20 protein-coding genes are annotated in these 18,404 nt (G+C 37.2%); 17 read left to right on the top strand and 3 right to left on the bottom strand.

Translation table 11 applies throughout. The annotated features are described in order from the left end of the window. Positions 1-51 precede the first annotated feature (51 nt). From QNH48_RS23465 to QNH48_RS23455, 3 genes are read right to left on the bottom strand one after another with little or no spacing between them, the layout of a single operon-like run. Positions 52-1,173, bottom strand: a complete 1,122-nt coding sequence (locus QNH48_RS23465) for a hypothetical protein (protein ID WP_283952215.1) — start codon at positions 1,171-1,173, stop codon at positions 52-54. Next, positions 1,173-1,610 carry a PulJ/GspJ family protein gene (locus QNH48_RS23460; protein ID WP_283952214.1) on the bottom strand — a complete coding sequence of 146 codons (438 nt, stop codon included), beginning with the start codon at positions 1,608-1,610 and terminating at the stop codon, positions 1,173-1,175. Before QNH48_RS23460 ends, QNH48_RS23465 begins: the two co-directional genes overlap by 1 nt. An 11-nt stretch (positions 1,611-1,621) precedes the next feature. Continuing rightward, positions 1,622-2,050 carry a prepilin-type N-terminal cleavage/methylation domain-containing protein gene (locus QNH48_RS23455; RefSeq protein WP_283952213.1) on the bottom strand — a complete coding sequence of 143 codons (429 nt, stop codon included), beginning with the start codon at positions 2,048-2,050 and terminating at the stop codon, positions 1,622-1,624. A gap of 231 nt (positions 2,051-2,281) precedes the next feature. Between QNH48_RS23455 and QNH48_RS23450 the strand changes: the two genes are divergently transcribed. From QNH48_RS23450 to minC, 17 genes are all read left to right on the top strand, one after another. Beyond that, positions 2,282-2,998: a hypothetical protein gene (locus QNH48_RS23450; protein WP_283952212.1), complete on the top strand. Its 717-nt coding sequence runs from the start codon at positions 2,282-2,284 to the stop codon at positions 2,996-2,998. 18 nt (positions 2,999-3,016) lie between these two features. Then, positions 3,017-4,303, top strand: a complete 1,287-nt coding sequence (locus QNH48_RS23445; protein WP_283952211.1) for a G5 domain-containing protein — start codon at positions 3,017-3,019, stop codon at positions 4,301-4,303. Between the two features lie 24 nt (positions 4,304-4,327). Continuing rightward, a complete protein-coding gene (locus tag QNH48_RS23440; protein WP_283952210.1) occupies positions 4,328-5,983 on the top strand; it encodes a GspE/PulE family protein in 1,656 nt (551 codons plus the stop codon). 10 nt (positions 5,984-5,993) lie between these two features. After that, on the top strand, positions 5,994-7,043 hold the full coding sequence (locus QNH48_RS23435; RefSeq protein WP_283955869.1) for a type IV pilus twitching motility protein PilT: 1,050 nt from the start codon (positions 5,994-5,996) through the stop codon (positions 7,041-7,043). After that, positions 7,036-8,241, top strand: a complete 1,206-nt coding sequence (locus QNH48_RS23430) for a type II secretion system F family protein (protein ID WP_283952209.1) — start codon at positions 7,036-7,038, stop codon at positions 8,239-8,241. Before QNH48_RS23435 ends, QNH48_RS23430 begins: the two co-directional genes overlap by 8 nt. 151 nt (positions 8,242-8,392) lie before the next feature. Further along, positions 8,393-8,911: a prepilin-type N-terminal cleavage/methylation domain-containing protein gene (locus QNH48_RS23425; protein WP_481858434.1), complete on the top strand. Its 519-nt coding sequence runs from the start codon at positions 8,393-8,395 to the stop codon at positions 8,909-8,911. Next, positions 8,912-9,673 carry a prepilin peptidase gene (locus tag QNH48_RS23420; RefSeq protein WP_283952208.1) on the top strand — a complete coding sequence of 254 codons (762 nt, stop codon included), beginning with the start codon at positions 8,912-8,914 and terminating at the stop codon, positions 9,671-9,673. A 15-nt stretch (positions 9,674-9,688) separates the two neighbouring features. Next, entirely contained in the window at positions 9,689-10,684 is a 996-nt protein-coding gene (gene pilM, locus QNH48_RS23415) for a type IV pilus biogenesis protein PilM (RefSeq protein ID WP_283952207.1), read from the top strand. Beyond that, positions 10,681-11,496, top strand: a complete 816-nt coding sequence (locus tag QNH48_RS23410) for a PilN domain-containing protein (protein ID WP_283952206.1) — start codon at positions 10,681-10,683, stop codon at positions 11,494-11,496. Before pilM ends, QNH48_RS23410 begins: the two co-directional genes overlap by 4 nt. Further along, a complete protein-coding gene (locus QNH48_RS23405) occupies positions 11,493-12,248 on the top strand; it encodes a pilus assembly protein PilO (RefSeq protein ID WP_283952205.1) in 756 nt (251 codons plus the stop codon). Before QNH48_RS23410 ends, QNH48_RS23405 begins: the two co-directional genes overlap by 4 nt. A 130-nt stretch (positions 12,249-12,378) precedes the next feature. Continuing rightward, a complete protein-coding gene (locus QNH48_RS23400; protein WP_283952204.1) occupies positions 12,379-13,455 on the top strand; it encodes a hypothetical protein in 1,077 nt (358 codons plus the stop codon). 231 nt (positions 13,456-13,686) lie between these two features. Then, positions 13,687-14,256 carry a Maf family protein gene (locus QNH48_RS23395; RefSeq protein ID WP_283952203.1) on the top strand — a complete coding sequence of 190 codons (570 nt, stop codon included), beginning with the start codon at positions 13,687-13,689 and terminating at the stop codon, positions 14,254-14,256. Between the two features lie 44 nt (positions 14,257-14,300). Beyond that, complete coding sequence (gene radC / locus QNH48_RS23390) at positions 14,301-14,990, top strand: RadC family protein (RefSeq protein WP_283952202.1); 690 nt, start codon at positions 14,301-14,303, stop codon at positions 14,988-14,990. A 156-nt stretch (positions 14,991-15,146) separates the two neighbouring features. Next, complete coding sequence (locus QNH48_RS23385) at positions 15,147-16,169, top strand: rod shape-determining protein (protein WP_283952201.1); 1,023 nt, start codon at positions 15,147-15,149, stop codon at positions 16,167-16,169. Positions 16,170-16,195: 26 nt separating this feature from the next. Beyond that, positions 16,196-17,083, top strand: a complete 888-nt coding sequence (mreC, locus tag QNH48_RS23380) for a rod shape-determining protein MreC (protein WP_283952200.1) — start codon at positions 16,196-16,198, stop codon at positions 17,081-17,083. Further along, positions 17,080-17,598 carry a rod shape-determining protein MreD gene (gene mreD, locus QNH48_RS23375; RefSeq protein WP_283952199.1) on the top strand — a complete coding sequence of 173 codons (519 nt, stop codon included), beginning with the start codon at positions 17,080-17,082 and terminating at the stop codon, positions 17,596-17,598. The genes mreC and mreD overlap by 4 nt, the downstream gene beginning before the upstream one ends. A 124-nt stretch (positions 17,599-17,722) precedes the next feature. Next, complete coding sequence (gene minC / locus QNH48_RS23370; RefSeq protein WP_283952198.1) at positions 17,723-18,403, top strand: septum site-determining protein MinC; 681 nt, start codon at positions 17,723-17,725, stop codon at positions 18,401-18,403. The last annotated feature ends 1 nt before the right edge of the window (position 18,404 follow it).

The following is an 18,404-nucleotide window of genomic DNA, read 5'->3' as shown; positions in this document are numbered from 1 at the left end:
GAAAGAGTGGCTAGGGTTGTTTCTTAACCTTAGCCACTCTTTTTTTAGTAATTAATATTCATAATTCACATTATTATAAACCTTGTCTCCCCATTCAACGGTTAGGGTTGGTGATTTACCACATTGTTTTCCCCATTCCGTTTCAGTCACATTACTTTTTATTACTAGGATACCGCCTTTCATTTGAACCTTTTTGGCATCTAAAGTTCCGTTTACACACATCTTTGAACCAGGGTCAAGCCTCAAATTCTTAGTAATATCAACGTTGCCTTTAACGTGTACAGTTGAGCCTGAAAGGAGTCTGAAGTGCCCTATTATATTTAAATTGCCTATGGTTTCGATTGTAACTTTCGAGGCATTTTGTACATTTCCGCCAATGGTTAAGGATTTATCTGAATGTATGGTCACATAGGACATGTTATTCGCATTTGCTGGTGCATCTAAGGTTAAATCCCCTCTGGAATATATGGTTTTATTACTTGTATTATTAAGTTTATCATAAAAAGTTTTTGTGGCACTTGTAACTAATATCGATGTACAAGATCCAATAGAAGCAGGGTCTTTACAATAAATGGGTACATTTGGGTTTGGCTCACTTATGGTAGTAAACGTTGGTGGAATGTATAGAGATCCGCCTGAAGTTACTAACCCACTTATTATTGGTGCAAAGCTCATCTCCGAACTAAGAATAGTTTTTTTACCGTTTTCATTCCCTTCAACCTTTATGAGTATTTTATCCTCTTTCGTAGACTCAAAATAATCAATACTATGAAGTGAAAAAGAGGCATTTGCTTTTCCATTAATTCCAACTAGTGAAACTTCGTTTGCTAAACCTGTCTTTATTGCTTGCTTCATTTTTGATACTGCAAGCTCGACGTAGACAGCTTCAGATTTCTGAGTACCACCTGGCAGGCGATCTGTTGTAATTTGTTGTTTTACTTCATTGCTAATTCTTGATAAGTTCGCTGCATAAATATTTTGGACAGCTACTTGATAATGTTTGATTCCCATCTCAGCTAGTGCAACGGATTGAGAGTTTTTTTCTATCAACCGGTTTTGTTTCACACTGCTGAATGCTTGACCAATAAAAGATAGAAAAAGAATCATAAAAATGGTCAGAATTAGTAAAACGCTGAGTAGGGCATAGCCCTGTTCATTCTTAGCTTTCATCATTAATATCCACCATCCTTAAGACGATATAAAATGGTATCGACATCTACCACATTACTAGGTTCTATTCGTTCATAAATAGTTAGTTTTATATCGACATCCTGAGTGCTTGGATCAAATATCCCTACTTGGTTTATTGAAAAACATAATCGTGGATGCTCAAATTCATAGGTTTTAGTTGTAGTATCTTGTTTTGTAGCAATAACAATAATTTTACAGGAGGACATACTAATCTCATATTCATTGGATGTTTGATGTATTCGAGTGAGGTTCGTAATAACAAGATTAGACTCTTGATGAATTGTATTTTTTGACATCGATTTTTGTGAAAAATTAAATCCTTGAAAGAAAATACTCCATATTATAACACCTATAATAGATAGAATAGTCATAGTAGTTAGTAGTTCGATAAGGGTAAAACCACGTTGATTTTTGTACACTAAGGCCACCCCTATTCAATAATAATATATCCATATGTGTCACTAACGACGTTATTTCGTTTGTTCTTAAGTTCAATTTGTATCAGGTGTGTTTTTGTAGGTGTAGATTTAATATCAGTAGCAATTTTAATTTTAATATCTACATCAAAACCTACCTTTACATCTTTGAAATAATAAAAGGTAGAGTCCTTTGATACATAACCTGCTGGTGGATTGTTAGATGGTGTCTTGATATAGTTTTTAAGTTCTTGTGAGTTTTGCCATTCAAGTAGAACTTCTTTCGCAGTATTAATCGCTTGAGCTTTATTTTCATTTTCCTTATTTATGAAACCCATTTGTGGAAAAAAACTTAGAAATGAAATAAAAATAATTGATAGTATAGATATTGCTAAAAGTACTTCTAAAAGTGTTAACCCTTTTTCCTCTTGAAAAAATTTCATTCATTCCATTCCTTCTAGGCAAATATTATAGATACATCTTATCAAAATTTTAGACAAATACTAACAATAATCAGTAAGAAGTACCTATAAATGTTTTCCAGCTTCTTTAAAACAAGTTAAAAGTATAATACAATGAGGAGTAGACGAAATTTGTTGTTTTTTGTATAAATAAATAATAATTTCTGAGAAAAATAGTAGATTTATAGTAAGTGTTTGAGGGAGAGTGAAGTAATGGAATTGATTATTTGGGCCTTTAGTTCTATGGTGTTACTCTTGTTGATTATATCCGTTTTACCGCTAGGATTCACTAAGAAAGGGAAGCTTCTTGTAGTGTTTCTAGGTTTTTTGTTGGCTCTTGGAGGAATAGCGGCTTCTGCTACCTTCCCATTATGGCAAACCTTTCTATTTATTCTCGCCCTAACCTTCTTTGCTGCTTATATATTGAATAACCGATTGAGTGGATTCTTTTATCATACACCACAATTGGATGAGGAAAATGACATAGAAGTATCTGATATCCCCTTCACAACTATACCGGTAGAAAAAGATTCAGAAATAGATATTCTTGATTTACAGGATTTTGAAACAAGAATTTTTCCTTCACAAAATAGGGAAGAAAGAATAAAAATCATTACGGATTTATCTTTCAATTCTGAAATTGGAAATGTGAGTACTAATGATGAGGATATAGCGTTTCTACAAGATCGGAACATTAGCAATGATGTGGAGGAAGAAGAAATAAAAACCAAGATTGAGTTAGATAGTGGTTATCTATCAGAAATTGAAAGTTTATTACTAGAAGAAACGGTTGGGATTCTTGAGCCTGTGCATCCAGAAGCTAAATCTGAAAATAAAGTGAATGATTATTTTCTAAATGAATTATATCTTCCCATTAAAGAAGTTGCATCTGGAAAAGAGAAAATTGAATTGGAGAAGGTAAATAGTTAGGAAAGGGGGCAATCAGAATTGAATAACAATCAACAATTTATAAAATTATTTGTAGTTCTATTTCTCAGTACTGCCTTTATCTTTAGTTTTTCACATTTTGGTGCCAAAGCATTTGAAGGTATGACAAATGATGGGAACATTTCCGGTGGAACAATGATTGGTTTTTTAGACATTTCAGGAAAAACAGATAGTGAAGCGATTGCTTTATTGGAAGAGTCGTACATTGAATGGGTACAAAATACAAAGATGGGGTTAGAATACAGTGAAAAAATGGTCCCCCTTGATCTTAACTTTCTTCATTTAGACGCATCTAAAACGGTTGCTTCCATAAAAGGTGGAAAGAAGAATCCCGCAATAATCGAGATAGACATGTTGCAGTTAGAGGAACAACTCCAGATTATATTTCCAGAAATAGATACGAGGGAATTAGAATTAACAAAACTTACAGCAGATATAAATAATAGAGCTTCCCAATTTGAAAAGGGTTCTTTTACTTTCAATTTAACTCGTGACTACCTATTAACAGCAGTGAATAAAGACGTAGTAATTAGTGAAGCAGTGATTGAGCTGAAAATCATTCCTACTGATTTAGAAACGATTATTTCAAACAATCCTAGCATTGCAATTGGCGAAGAAACTATTTTTTCGCTATTGGAATTGGCTAAAGAGCAAAAAATTGAAACTTCTTCTTCACTTAACATTATTGCAACAGGCATTTATCAAGCTATTTTACCAACCGATTTCATCATAGCTGAAAGAAATATCAGCAGTGAACTTCCAGTATATGCAGAAGTTGGTTACGAAGCGATGGTTAATTATGAAAATGGTGCCGATTTGGTTATAAGAAATCCAAATAAAACAAAATATAATCTTGCACTCCAATTAGAAAATGGGAAGTTCAAGGTCTCTCTTATAGGAGAATCGTTATTTTATGATTATGTGATTAGTAAAAAAGATGAACAACAAATAAAAGCTAAAACGATTGTTCAATATAGCCCCTTGCTAGATTCAGGCGATACAAAAGTGCAAAAACCAGGGAAAAATGGAGTAATTATTAAAGTATTTCGTGATATTTATCAGGGTAGCCAACTTTTAAAGAGTGAGTTAATTTCAGAGGACTATTATCCGCCTTTCTATCGAATTGAAGTACATGGACTAAAAGGAACAGAACAAACACAAACGAGCGAAAATAAGCTAACCATTGAACCTAAATCAAGTGGAAATCTTACTCCGTCTACATCCGAAACGGATCAACAACAACCTGTTGATGGCCTTTGGGGGAAACCAAATGAAGAATCAAAATAATATTCTCATAGGCAGGGACAACAGATGAATCGAAGAAGACTGGGAGATTTGCTATTAGAGGAAGGCTTAATTACGCAAGAACAGCTTAAATCTACTTTGGAGGAGAAAGCACCTAACCAAAAAATTGGTGAGGCACTGTTACAAAGGGGATATATTACCGATCAGCAGTTAGCTGAAGTATTAGAATCTCAGCTGGGTATTCCGCACATCAGTCTGTTCCAATACCCGTTTGATACCAATCTTTTTTCGTTAATTTCAAAGGAAACCGCAAGAAGAAACTTGATTATGCCCTTAAAAAAGGAAGGCAATAAACTCTTTATTGCAATGGTTGATCCGATGGATTTCATTGTTATTGATGATCTACGCCTTTCAACTGGATTTCAAATTGAGACTGCGATAGCTACGAAAGACGATATATTACGGGCAATTAATAAGTATTACAATGCTGACGAAGGACTAGAAGAGCTATTTGATGACCTGCCCATAAATGAGCGTGGTCAGGAGAATAATGTAACCAACCAAGATTCACCTATCGTGAAACTTGTTAATCAGCTACTCACCAATGCTGTCATCCAAAGAGCGAGTGATATCCATATTGATCCACAGGAAACTAAGGTAGTAATCAGGTATCGAGTTGATGGTGTCTTACGTGTAGAACGTGTTTTACCCCGGCATATGCAAAGTGTATTAACAGCAAGAATTAAGATTATGGCTAATCTTGATATCACTGAACACCGGGTTCCGCAAGATGGACGGATAAAAATGAATCTTGATTTTCACCCAGTTGATTTGCGGATCTCAACCTTACCGACTGTTTATGGTGAGAAAATCGTTATGCGAATTCTCGATATGGGCGCGACTTTGAATGATATCAGTAAAATTGGCTTTAATTCACTTAATTTCAAGCGCTTTTCTGAAATGATTGAACAGCCGACAGGCATTGTTTTGATTACTGGTCCTACTGGATCAGGTAAGTCCTCTACCTTGTATGCTGCACTCAATAAGCTAAACAGTGAACAGGTAAATATTATTACAATCGAGGATCCGGTTGAGTATCAGCTAGAAGGAATTAATCAAATTCAGGTTAACCCAAATGTCGGGATGACCTTTGCAGCTGGACTTCGTTCCATTCTCCGTCAAGATCCAAACATTATTATGGTGGGAGAAATCCGCGATAAAGAGACGGCTGAAACGGCTATTCGTGCTTCCCTGACAGGGCATTTAGTTTTAAGTACACTTCATACCAATGATTCTTTAGGAACCGTAACACGTTTAATTGATATGGGTGTCGAACCATTTTTACTTGCTTCCTCACTAAGCGGTATTGTCGCACAACGCTTAGTTCGTAAGGTGTGTCGTGATTGTGGTGAGGTCCAAGAAGCTTCAAAGCGGGAGATTGAAATTTTTGCAAAACGGGGGATGAAGATTGATAAAATAACCCGTGGCAAAGGCTGTTCTTCCTGTAATATGACTGGTTATAAAGGAAGGATTGCCCTACATGAGGTGCTAGTCCTTAACGATGATATGCGACGAATTATTATGAATGAAGACTCTTTTCAAAAGCTTAAGGAAAATGCGATAAAAAGTAAAACAATTTTCTTAATTGATGATGGCTTATTAAAAGTAAAACAAGGATTAACCACCACAGAAGAAGTACTGCGTGTGGCTATGCTTGAATAGGGGAATCATGGTGAAAGAAAGAATTGATAATATTTTACGTGCAGCAGTTGAATTCAAAGCATCAGATATTCATATTACGGTTGGTGTTCCTCCAGTCGTTCGTATAAACGGAGAATTAAAACGCTATGGCCAGGAAAAACTAATGCCCGCTGACACAGAAGAAATGGCAAGAGCGATAATTCCTGAGAACATGTGGGATCTTTTTGTTGAAAAAGGTGAACTTGATTTCTCCTATGGTGTCCATGGTAGTTCTCGATTTCGTGTAAATGCCTATCATCAACGTAAAAGTGTCGCCATGGCATTGAGGGTGGTTTCCTCAACCGTACCATCGATTCAGGATTTGGATTTACCGGCCATTGTCCCAAAGCTAGTTGAAAAGCCACAAGGTCTTATTTTAGTTACGGGTCCGACAGGAAGTGGTAAATCTACTACACTTGCTTCAATGATTGATTACATGAACCGAACAATGAGGAAACATATTGTTACTCTTGAAGACCCAATAGAATATCTCCATCGCCATGGAAACTCTATTATTGACCAACGTGAAGTTGGGTTTGATACACAGTCCTATGCAAATGGTTTAAAGTCAGCTCTTAGACAGGACCCGGACGTGATTCTTGTCGGAGAAATGCGTGATTTAGAAACAATGGGGATTGCGATAACGGCTGCAGAAACGGGTCACTTGGTACTAGGAACACTCCACACTTCAAGTGCACCTTCAACCATCAACAGGATCATTGATGTATTTCCGCCAGCGCAACAGCCGCAAATACGTGTTCAACTCGCTTCTGTATTGGTTGGTGTTATATCTCAGCGTTTATTTCCAACCGTTGATAAAAAAGGCAGAAAAGCGGCAACTGAAATTATGGTTAATAATCCGGCCATAGCCAATCTCATTCGAAATGAAAAGATTCATCAAATTCAAAGTACCATGCAAACCTCCCGTGCCCAAGGAATGCATACACTTGAAATGAGTATAAGAGACCTGCTGGATAGAAACCTAATCCAAAAAGAAGCAGCAGCGAAATATTTACAAGAGAAGGCGATGCTGGATGGCTAGATTTAAATACGAAGGCCGTGATAAACGAGGAAAAAAGCAGGGAATGATGAACGCGGCTTCAAGGAGAGAAGCGATGTTCAAGTTAAAGGAAGATGGTATAAGGGTTATTGAAATAACGGAAGTTCCAGAGACTTTAATGACAAAGGATATTTCAATAGGTAACCCAGTAAAGCTACAGCATTTTGTTATTTACTTGCGTCAATTCGCCACATTACTCAAAGCTGGAGTAACGGTTGTTGATTCGACTGGCATCCTTGCTGCACAGACTGAGAGTAAAGCCTTGAAAAAGGCACTTTTGGATGTGGAATTGGACTTGCGTGAAGGAAATCCTTATTCTGATGCTGTTTCAAAGCATAAGAAGATTTTCAATTCGATGTTTATTAACATGGTTAAAGCAGGAGAAGTTAGTGGTAACATGGACGGTGCACTTGAAAATTTGGCGGAGCATTTCGAAAAGCAGCACTATACGAAACAGAAAATTACATCAGCCTTAATGTATCCAGCTGTTATTGGTGTTATTGCGATTGCAGTAGTTATATTTTTACTAGTATCCATTGTTCCAACTTTTGTAACTATGTTTGCTGACCTTGGAGCAGAACTTCCAGCCATAACAAGGTTTGTACTTGCTGCAAGTGAATTTATGCAGTCTTACTGGTGGCTTATTGTGCTTTTGATCCTCGTATTTGTAGGGCTAATCGTTTATTTGAAGAAAAATAGAAATACAAAATATTATTTGGACTTGTTTATGTTAAAGGTACCGGTCTTTGGAAATATGCTGCAGAAGGCAGCGTTGGCAAGAATGACTCGAACGTTAAGTTCATTATTTTCAAGTTCAGTTCCTATCCTACAGGCAATGGCGATAGTAGAAAAAGTGGTTGAAAATGAAGTCATTGCCAAAGTAATTCGGGAGTCTCGGGATTCTCTTGAAAAGGGTCGCTCCATGACAGAACCGATGAAAAGTCATTGGGCATTTCCACCCTTAGTCACTCAGATGATTTCGATTGGTGAAGAAACAGGTGCATTGGATGCAATGCTTTCTAAAATCGCAGAATTCTATGAGAAAGAAGTAGAGACAAGTACGGACAGACTTAAAGCATTGATTGAACCAATTATGATTGTAATACTAGCAGGGCTAGTTGGTCTAATTGTTATGTCGATTATGGTGCCAATGTTTGACATGTTTAATCATATTCAGTGACGAAATTTGAAAAAGTTACAAAAAAACAAATAAAATGAACAAAAGTGACAATAAACCAAAAAAACCTCTATTTTCTAGCCAATCCAATAATGTATAATACAAGAGACCTAGATATATAGGTTAATAGAACTATTTAAGGAGAGAACAACACATGCGACAAATGTTAAAAAATAAGCTTAAAGAACAAAAAGGCTTTACCTTGATTGAATTACTAGCAGTTATAGTTATTTTGGGTATTCTTGCAGCTATTGCAGTTCCATCTATTCTGGGTCTAATTGATAATACGAAAAAAGATGCTCATATTGCAAATGCAAAACAGTTGGTTAGTTCCGCAAAAATGGCTGTAGCTTCTAATGATATACTACAAAAAGATACTCATTTCTTAACTCTAGGTTACCTTGAAACACAAAATTACGTAGAAAAATTGGATGATACACAGGGTTCAGGATATGTATCTTCAACTAATGAACTTGTTACTAGTAATACTGCCCCAGAAAGTTCTTATGTTAAAATCGAAAGTGGCAAAGTAACAGCAGTTCGGTTAAAGAACAATAAAATGACATTATTAGAAGATGGAAAATCAGCAGGAGAAGTAGCAACTAATTCACCTGCTGAAGCATTTAAAATTAGCCATATTACAAGAGGAAGTATTACTGCAGTTACTCAATAAATGATAATATTATATATTTATTTATTGTTGCTTGGTCTTCTTTTTGGCTCTTTTTATAATGTAGTAGGTTTAAGGGTACCAATAAAGAGGTCTATTGTTACCCCTCGGTCGACTTGTGGAACATGTGGTCATCAATTAACACCTTATGAACTTATTCCAGTTGTATCTTACCTTTTACAAAAAGGAAAATGCCGCGGCTGTGAGTCGCGGATTTCTCCTATTTATCCATTTTTTGAATTATTGACAGGTCTCTTATTTGCAACTGCACCACTTGTAATTGGGTGGTCAGGAGAACTAGTGGTTGCTTTAACGTTAATCTCCATGTTCATGATTATCATCGTTTCAGATATACATTATATGCTCATCCCTGATAAGATATTAATCTGGTTTGCAGGGATTTTTTTAGTTGAACGAATCATTTGGCCGTTAACGCCATGGTGGGACAGCCTACTAGGGGCTGTTGTAGGCTTTTTACTACTTCTTATAATTGCCATTGTTAGTAAAGGTGGAATGGGGTTTGGAGATGTAAAGCTTTATGCTTTACTTGGTTTTGTGCTAGGCTTTAAACTAGTTCTTTTATCATTCTTTTTTTCAACATTATTTGGAGCTGTTATTGGCGGTTTAGCTTTGTTATTTAAAATCGTAAAAAGACGACAGCCAATTCCGTTCGGACCCTTCATTGCTTTTGGTACCATAGTTGCTTATTATTGGGGAGCGGAAATAATCGATTTATATATTCGATTTCTACATCAAGGTTTATAAATAAGGGGGTACACTGTGGCATTTTCTATCTTTTCGAATAAAAACAGAATCATCAACCTGGTATTAAATGACCATTCCATCCGTTTTGTTGAATTGAAGCAAGTGGATCCCCCTATTGCCCAAAAATGGAATGAACGCTTCCTGCCTCCAGGGATTATCACGGAAGGGAAAATTACTGATATAGATTCACTGACAAACATCCTCGAAGAATGTATCGATGAATGGAAAATTGGAAGACGTCAGGTTCGCTTTATTATTCCTGATCCCTTGGTAATCATTCGAAAAGTGTCAGTTCCTTCAGATATTCAGGACGATGAAATAAAGGGATATCTCTACTTAGAACTGGGCTCTACGATTCATTTGCCATTTGAAGAACCAGTCTTTGATTTTTACATGCTAGAGAAAAATGGTAAGAATAGGGATCTTCTCTTATTTGCTGCACCAGAACAATACGTCATGGAATATGCAAATTTATTTTCAACTTTAAAATTAACACCTGTGGTGGCTGACATTTCACCATTAGCACTATATCGTTTATATCATCAACTGAACCAACCTGCTAAAAATGAAGTCTTATTCTCTGCCCAATTTGATTTAACTAGTGTAAATATGAGCATATTTGAAGGTACTGTACCACTTGTCATGCGACAATTTCCTTTATCCTTTGATATCGATAAATGGGAGATGAAACGGGACGATACTGGAACTGTACACTTTAAATATATCGGTGACACGGAGGATCTAGTCTATCAGTTTGAAGATATACTTAAAGAGATTAATAAGCTTTCAGATTATTATCGGTATTCACTTAGTAAAGAAAAAAGGGCTGTATCAAAGTTCCTCATAAATGGAGATCATCCTTTATTACAAGCAATACTTGATGAAATGAAAGAAAGATTAGAAGTTCCTGTCGAGATGATTTCCCTAGAGTTGGGGGCAAAGGATAAAGGTGGAAGCACTCCTGCTAAACTATTTTTATCTTTAGGTCTTGCGTTAAAAGAGGTGCAATGATGTTAGTAGAAATTAACCTGCTCCCCCAAAAGGAACATAGAAAAAAAGGTATACTTTTTATTGTATTAGCAATGTTAGCTTTATTTTTACTGCTAGGTGGCTTATATTTTTGGCAAATTCAGTCAGTTAAAAGTGAGATTGCCATTATTGATAAACAAATTGAAACGACTCAAAAAATCGCAGAGGCTGAAGGAAACAATGAAAGTACGGATACTTCATCTATGTCTGTTGGTCTTTTAAAGAATGCAGTTGAGTGGGCAAAAACGTACCCTATTCAAACCATCCCGGTTATGCAGCACCTAACATCATTATTGCCAGAACGAGGCTTTATTCAATCTTTTGGATATACAGAAACGGGAACAGTAACACTTACTGTCCAATTTGACAGTTCAAGAGAGGCTGCTTACTTCCTAAATAGCTTACTTGAATCTGAATGGATTGAAGAGGCGAGTCTGAGTTCGTTAAATGCTGAAGATGAGGAATCAAAGGAGACATCAACTGAGTCCACTAACCAAACCACTACCTCAGAAAGTGGTAGTGATGAAAATGCAAATTCTACTACAGGAAATAATAATTCTGTCATCATTACCACGGATCCAAATAATCCAAACAGTTTTATTATTACTCCAGTCAATCCAAACGTCGACAATGTTGATAATGAGTCAGATACATCTAAGCTTAATTCTAAAAAAGAGCTTAGTGTAATTCTGCCAAGATATATTGGACAATTTGAGATTTCTTTAAATAAAGAGACAATTAAAAGGCTTATTTCTAAAAGCGGGACTGATGAGGAAGGAGTGCCCGAGTCATGATGCTTGATTTCTCTAAGTGGGGCAAACTTATTATAGGGTTTGCTATTCTTTTCCTTGTTTTATTTATTATTTATGCTCAATTCTTTTTACTCACTCCGTTAAAATCTGACCTTGAGATTAAAGAACAGACATTGAAGTCAGAAGAGAAGCTTTTAGATGTGATTAGTCAGAAAAACGTCGATGATACGAAACAGGTGAGAGAAGAAACAAGGGAATTGCAAAAGAAAGTTCCTGTCAAACCCCTCCAAGAGCAGTTCATTTTAGACCTAGAAAAGGCGGAGAATGTTTCAAATAGTAAAATTAAGTCGATGAGCTTCACAAAAAATGTGGAAGCCACCACTGCTGAAACGACGGAAAATAATACTGGCACTACTACTGAAGATTCTGGAACCAGTAGTGATGCAACGGTGACTGAACAGCAACCCGGACAGGCAAACACTAATGGATTAAAAAAACTTACAGTAAGTTTAAGTGTAGAATCCCCAACCTATGAGGACTTGGAAATGTTTATTTCTACACTGGAATCATTTACTCGTATTGTTGTGGTTGAATCGATTAATTATTCTGGTGGTGAAGAAATTACTTCTCTTGAGCAAGTAAATGAGCCTTTATCCTACTCACTTACAATATCTGCTTATTATATGCCAGAACTCAATGATCTAATTGCCGATCTTCCAAAAATCGATGCTCCTGCACCTGCAAATAAGGATAATCCATTAAGCTCTTTTGCAGATACTACAAAATCTAATTAACAACACCGCAAAATTGCAAATAATTTGGCGAAAGCATTGTATAACAAGACGACAAAAGTCTTGTTATTTTTTTTTGTCTTTATGATAGGATGGTAGAAATTGCTATTGGTAGAGGAAGGAGTACAAGTTAGTGGACAAGCCGAATCGTGGCAATACCATCAAAATAAAGTTAAATGGAGAGACTCAAGCCTTTTCAGATGAGCCCATTAAGAAGGAACAAGAATCTAGTAAAGATTCTTTTACGAAAGTGATAACGATGGACGAGGATAGTGACGGGCAGGATGGTTTCCTAGAGACTGCTGCCGCCAAGGAGTCGATTGATGAAAGCTTTGATTGGATTATTCCTGAATCCTCAGATAATGACATCAAGGAATATAAAGTTGTCAGCAGCCTGAATCCGAAAAAAGGTGGGAAAAAGAAGCCTGTTTCGTTTTCAACTTTTTCACCTAAGCGGAATGGTGGAGTGTTCAAATCCATCTTAGTAACGGCAGTTTTTGCTATCTTGATTGGAACAAGCTTTGGGGTCCTTATGCTTAAGTTAGTTATTTCAGAAAATAGTAAACCAGCAGTAACTGAACCTGCAGTTGAAGAAAAGGGGCCGGATAAAGGGTCGGAAGCAACCGGAGGGAAGAGTAGTTCTATTGTCATCGGTGCTCAAACTGCGTTTATTGTTCAAGGTGGTGCCTTCTCATCTAAAGATGCAGCTTCAGGAGCAGCAAACGAGGCAAAAGACAAGGGTGCACCAGCCCAAACTCTAACTATGAATGATAAAGAATTTATGTTTTTAGGTGTGGCAGACTCGATTGAAACAGCAAAACAAATGGAAAGTCATTATGAAGCAAATGGCTTTGATGATGTCCTGTCAAAGCAAATCCCTATTGCTGAAAAGACAGTATCGGATATAAATGAAGGTGAAAAAGGTTTTTTAGAGGCAGTGCCAGCCATCTATCAACAGCTCTCAAAGGTCACTTCAAATGCAATTGTTTCTGGAAGTATATCATCTGAAGGTAGTAAAGAAGTCACGAGTTTAGGTGATCAATTGAGTCAATCCGCAGACCTTAAAAATGAAAAGGTAAAGAATTTAAACACGGAATTATCAAGTGCCCTTGATAAAGTCGAAGCCTTTCAAGAAAAGAAGAACAAAGATAGTTTAATTGAGGCACAACAGCATTTATTAAACTTTTTAAGTATTTATTATTCACTGTAGTCGACAAAAGCTGATATTTTCCGGGAAATTATTTTAAGAAAGTAAGCCTGTCTAATCTGGACAGGCTTTTTCTGTTAAAACCAAAATATTCCGAATTTAAACTCGAAATAATAATTTGCATAATCTGACATAATTCTTCGAACTTTAATGATATAAAAATTGTTTGCTTCAACAAATTCTGATAGGATTAACATGTATCTCCCTAATTGATGCAAAAGGTAAGGTGATTGTATGCAGAACCTCATTTTAGCCTCTTCTTCTCCACGGCGAAAAGAACTTCTAGAAAACCTCCGATTAACATTCACAATCTCAAGCAGTGAAGTAGATGAAAGCTTTGATCCAACGCTTTCTCCAGAGGATGTAGTGATGGATCTTGCCGAGCGAAAAGCACAGGTTATATTTAAGGCAAACCCGAATGCTTTTGTTATTGGTTCCGACACGATTGTCGTAGCAGATGGTCAGGTTTTAGGAAAGCCGACTGACGAAGCAGACGCAAGAAAAATGTTAAAAATGCTTTCCGGAAAAAAGCATGATGTTTACACTGGTGTATCCATTTTGTCTCCAAATGGAACCGCTCGATTTTTCGAAAGAACAGAAGTTTGGTTTTGGGAGTTAACGGACGAAGAAATCAATTTCTATGTACAAAGTGGTGAGCCGCTTGATAAAGCAGGTGCATATGGTATTCAGCAGCTGGGAAGCATGCTTGTCAAAAAAATTAATGGAGACTATTTTGCGGTTGTCGGCCTGCCTGTCTCAAAGACCTATCGTGAGTTGAAAAGGCTAGGCTACCAGTTGTCGTAACAACTAGATAGTTCATTAACTCCCTAAAATAGGGAGGAAATAGAATGTCGACTAATTCATTAATGATCCGTGATTTTCCTCAAGATGAAAGACCTAGAGAACGTTTTATACAAAATGGTCCTGAGAGTTTATCCAACCACGAACTTATTGCAATTTTGCTTAGAACGGGTACAAAGGATGAAAGTGTCTTAGAATTATCCAACCGGCTGCTTACAAATTTTGAAGGCTTACGGCTTTTAAAGGCGGCCACATTAGAAGAAATGACTGAAATAAAGGGAATCGGTCAGGCAAAGGCCATTCAAGTTTTAGCTGCTGTTGAGATTGGCAGAAGGATTGCCAACCTTAATTATACAGATCGCTATGTGATACGCTCACCTGAAGATGGTGCCAACTATGTGATGAACGACATGCGCTTTTTATCACAAGAGCATTTTGTTTGCTTATATTTAAATACAAAAAATCAAGTGCTCCATAAACAAACTATCTTTATCGGAAGCTTAAATGCCTCGATCGTACACCCTAGAGAGGTTTTTCGCGAGGCCCTAAAACGATCAGCTGCCTCCATCATATGCCTCCATAATCACCCTTCAGGCGACCCGGCGCCGAGCCGTGAGGATATCGAGGTCACAAAGAGGCTTGTGGAATGCGGAAAAATGATAGGCATCGACGTCCTCGACCACCTCATCATTGGCGAAAATAAATTTGTCTCTCTCAAGGAAAAAGGATATTTATAATACTATGATTTTTTGGGACGTTGGGATATAATAATGTTTATGATTTTTTAGGACATCTTTCGTGATTACTATATAAATTTTACTAGAAAAATACATGATTTGAAGGTATATTCACTTACCTTTAGCAATTTTCGTATCAGAAAGGGAGATACAACTATGTTTGGAATTGGGACAAGAGACCTTGGGATTGACTTGGGAACCGCAAATACCCTTGTTTATGTAAAAGGTAAAGGAATTGTATTAAGAGAGCCATCTGTTGTGGCTATGCAGACAGACACGAAGTCGATTGTGGCAGTTGGTAATGATGCCAAGAACATGATTGGACGTACACCAGGAAATGTGGTCGCAATGAGACCAATGAAGGATGGTGTCATCGCGGACTTTGAAATTACAGCAGCGATGATGAAACACCATATCCGGATGGCGTTAAAAAGTAAGAGCATTTTCTCAGGTAAGCCTTATGTAATGGTTTGTGTACCATCAGGGATAACGGCTGTAGAGGAAAGAGCTGTAATAGATGCAACACGTCAAGCAGGTGCTAAGGATGCCTATACGATTGAGGAGCCATTTGCTGCGGCCATTGGAGCAAACCTTCCTGTATGGGAGCCAACGGGCAGTATGGTGGTCGATATTGGCGGTGGTACAACTGAAGTAGCGATTATTTCTTTAGGCGGTATCGTTACGAGCATATCGATTCGTGTGGCTGGGGATGAAATGGACGAATCAATCGTTACTTTTATCCGAAAAAATTATAACTTGATGATTGGGGAGCGTACAGCGGAAGCCATTAAAATGGAAGTTGGATCTGCAGGTGACCCTGAAGGTATCGAAAATATGGAAATCCGAGGCCGTGACTTATTAACTGGTTTGCCGAAAACCATTGAAATCACAGCGAAAGAAATTGGAGTTGCTTTAAAAGATACAGTCTACGCAATTGTAGAGGCTGTAAAAAATACATTAGAAAAAACACCTCCAGAGCTTGCTGCAGATATTATGGACCGTGGAATTGTTTTAACAGGCGGAGGAGCATTACTTCGAAATCTGGACAAGGTAATTAGTGAAGAAACCAATATGCCTGTTCTAATTGCAGAAAATCCACTTGATTGTGTGGCTATCGGTACTGGAAAAGCCCTCGACCATATTCAGTTATTTAAAAATAAAGCAAAAGAATCTAGATAAAAGTAAATAAATAGAGGTGTATAATCATGCCACAGTTCTTTTTGAATAAACGATTGATCGTTTTGCTGGTAAGCATTATTGTTCTCGTGGCATTGATTGGGTTTTCGTTAAGGGAGAGAAGCAAACTATCCTGGCCGGAGCAGTTCTTAAAGGATACTGCCGGCTTGGTTCAATCCCTGGTTTCAAAGCCTGCTCATTTAGTTGCAGGTTTCTTTGAAAATCTTCAGGATTTGCAAAATACATATGAAGAGAATAAAGAATTAAAGTCACGGCTGGAGAAGCTTGTTAGCCTCGAAGCACAGGTACATGAGCTTGATAAGGATAATAATGAGCTGCGTGATATTCTTGGTGAAGAAGAAACCCTGAGAGATTTTGAACCTTTACAGGCAACCGTAATAGGTAGAAACCCTGATCGTTGGCATGAAATGATTATTATCAATAAAGGAAAAACAAATGGAATTAAGAAAAATATGGCCGTTGTTACTTCCCACGGTTTGATTGGTAAGGTAAAAACAGTCAATCAATTTAGTTCAACAGTCCAATTGTTAAGTGCAATGGATCCAAAGAATCGGATTTCGGCAATCGTGCAAGGCGAGACGAATGTATTTGGACTCGTTGAAGGCTACGACAAAGAGAAAAAAGCGTTGTTAATCAAAGCGATTCCTTCTGGAGTTGAAATTAAAAAAGGGCAAAATGTCATCACCTCCGGTTTAGGCGGAGTCTTTCCGCAGGGCTTGCAAATCGGGAAAGTCATTGAGGTTAAGCCAGACCAATATGGATTAAATCAAACAGCGTTAGTCGAACCGGGTGCGGACTTTTATGATTTGGAAAATATCATCGTGATTACACGATCAATGGCTCAGCCTAATGTAACGGATATGGGCGAAGGCGAAGGGAAGGAGGAGGATTTGTGAAGAAATTCCTACTTCCTCTTTTGTTTCTATTCCTTTTCTTATTAGAGAGCTTATTCGTCCAATATATCCCGCCAGAGGTTTTCGGGCACAACTACATTTTAGCGCCTCACTTTCTATTCGCAGGAATATTGTTTCTAACCATTTATACAAGCAGAAAATATGGAATCATTTATGCAGCCATTTTTGGTCTGCTATTTGATATTGTCTGGATCGAGATTATTGGTATTTATTTATTTCTATTTCCATTCATTGCGTACCTTATTTCAAAAATTATGCATGTGCTGCAGACCAATATTATTGTCGCATTTTTAGTATCTTTAGTAGGGATCGCCTTACTTGAATTAGGAGTTTATGAAATGGACTTTTTAATCCATATCACCACTCTTGAATTTATGAGTTTTATTGAGATGCGTTTTTATCCTTCCCTCATTCTAAATGCAGTCTTTCTCTTGATCGCGGCGTACCCCTTCAAGCGTCATTTTGAAAGTTTTGCGGAAAGCCTACGAGATGAATGATTTTTGTATTTCTTTTTAAAAAAGGAGAATACACAAAGCGTGTCGAATTGTATAATAGAAGTGTGTCTTTGGATACATTCTTTGGCACGCATGTGTTTCTTATTATTTGAGGTGAGTTTTCTCCATGAAAAAGCGACAAAATGTTACGATTAAAGGTACGAAGGATGGAATTGTCCTTCATCTTGACGATAGCTGTTCCTATTATGAGCTGAAAAAAGAGCTCGATGAAAAACTATCTGAAAATCAAAGAACTCAAGCTGAGAGTCAATTAACACCTGTTAAAGTGGATGTGGGTAACAGGTATTTGACAGACGCTCAGCTTGAAGAAATAAGAGACCTTATCCGTCAGAAAAAGAATTTAGTGGTTGATAAAATTGAATCAAATGTCGTCACACGAGCAGAAGTAGATAAGCTTAAAGCGGAAAACGAAGTCGTTACCGTTGCTCGCATCATCCGCTCTGGACAAGTTTTAGAAGTTCCAGGAGATTTACTGCTTATTGGCGATGTAAATCCAGGTGGAACCGTGATAGCAGGCGGAAATATCTTTATCATGGGTTCATTAAAAGGGATAGCCCATGCAGGTGTTTTTGGTAATGATCAAGCGGTTATTACCGCATCTAGCATGCAGCCATCACAGCTAAGGATTAGTGATTGTCTAAACCGAGCCCCTGATAACGCTAAAAATAATGAAAAACGTGAAATGGAATGTGCGTACATCGACGATAACCATCAAATCATCGTAGATAGATTGCAAGTTTTAATAAATTTAAGGCCTAATTTAACGAGATTAGAAGGGGGACATTAAT

Origin of the sequence: Neobacillus sp. YX16 (assembly GCF_030123505.1) — a bacterium.
Classification (GTDB): Bacteria; Bacillota; Bacilli; order Bacillales; family Cytobacillaceae; genus Neobacillus.
The sequence above is the reverse complement of the archived record's forward strand: the minus strand, read 5'-3'. Positions and strand labels throughout refer to the sequence as shown.

Coding starts and splice junctions, on each gene's coding strand:
- QNH48_RS23465 (WP_283952215.1), bottom strand. CDS start 1,173: ATGATGAAAGCTAAGAATGAACAGGGCTATGCCCTACTCAGCGTTTTA.
- QNH48_RS23455 (WP_283952213.1), bottom strand. CDS start 2,050: ATGAAATTTTTTCAAGAGGAAAAAGGGTTAACACTTTTAGAAGTACTT.
- QNH48_RS23450 (WP_283952212.1), top strand. CDS start 2,282: ATGGAATTGATTATTTGGGCCTTTAGTTCTATGGTGTTACTCTTGTTG.
- QNH48_RS23440 (WP_283952210.1), top strand. CDS start 4,328: ATGAATCGAAGAAGACTGGGAGATTTGCTATTAGAGGAAGGCTTAATT.
- QNH48_RS23430 (WP_283952209.1), top strand. CDS start 7,036: ATGGCTAGATTTAAATACGAAGGCCGTGATAAACGAGGAAAAAAGCAG.
- QNH48_RS23425 (WP_481858434.1), top strand. CDS start 8,393: ATGCGACAAATGTTAAAAAATAAGCTTAAAGAACAAAAAGGCTTTACC.
- QNH48_RS23420 (WP_283952208.1), top strand. CDS start 8,912: ATGATAATATTATATATTTATTTATTGTTGCTTGGTCTTCTTTTTGGC.
- QNH48_RS23410 (WP_283952206.1), top strand. CDS start 10,681: ATGATGTTAGTAGAAATTAACCTGCTCCCCCAAAAGGAACATAGAAAA.
- QNH48_RS23405 (WP_283952205.1), top strand. CDS start 11,493: ATGATGCTTGATTTCTCTAAGTGGGGCAAACTTATTATAGGGTTTGCT.
- QNH48_RS23395 (WP_283952203.1), top strand. CDS start 13,687: ATGCAGAACCTCATTTTAGCCTCTTCTTCTCCACGGCGAAAAGAACTT.
- radC (WP_283952202.1), top strand. CDS start 14,301: ATGTCGACTAATTCATTAATGATCCGTGATTTTCCTCAAGATGAAAGA.
- QNH48_RS23385 (WP_283952201.1), top strand. CDS start 15,147: ATGTTTGGAATTGGGACAAGAGACCTTGGGATTGACTTGGGAACCGCA.
- mreC (WP_283952200.1), top strand. CDS start 16,196: ATGCCACAGTTCTTTTTGAATAAACGATTGATCGTTTTGCTGGTAAGC.
- minC (WP_283952198.1), top strand. CDS start 17,723: ATGAAAAAGCGACAAAATGTTACGATTAAAGGTACGAAGGATGGAATT.